The sequence below is a fragment of the Bacteroides sp. AM23-12 genome (assembly GCF_003434395.1).
Taxonomy (GTDB): Bacteria; Bacteroidota; Bacteroidia; order Bacteroidales; family Bacteroidaceae; genus Bacteroides; species Bacteroides thetaiotaomicron.
This window is the reverse complement of sequence record NZ_QTLF01000110.1, coordinates 375-668: the sequence shown is the minus strand read 5'-3', so window position 1 is coordinate 668 and position 294 is coordinate 375. Positions and strand designations below refer to the sequence as shown.

Here is a 294-nt window from a genome sequence, read left to right as displayed (position 1 = left end):
TTTCATCTCCCGAGATCAGGAACGCGCTGGGAACCTCGCTTGCCACCCTGCTCGAACGTGTCAGCGGGGTAAGTTCCATCAGCACGGGAACCACTGTATCCAAACCCGTTATCCAAGGAATGTACGGGAACCGGATACTGATCATCCATAACGGTGCCCGCCAGACTGGGCAGCAATGGGGGGCCGACCACGCTCCCGAAGTGGACATGAACGGCAGCTCCTCTGTTTCGGTAATCAAGGGCTCCGATGCGGTAAGATACGGTTCGGATGCCCTTGGAGGGATTATAGTCATGG

At 56.8% G+C, this 294-nt stretch carries 1 protein-coding gene; it reads left to right on the top strand.

Translation table 11 applies throughout. The features are described from left to right. On the top strand, positions 1-294 hold a 294-nt coding region (locus tag DW640_RS24260; RefSeq protein ID WP_233525484.1), incomplete at both ends, for a TonB-dependent receptor plug domain-containing protein.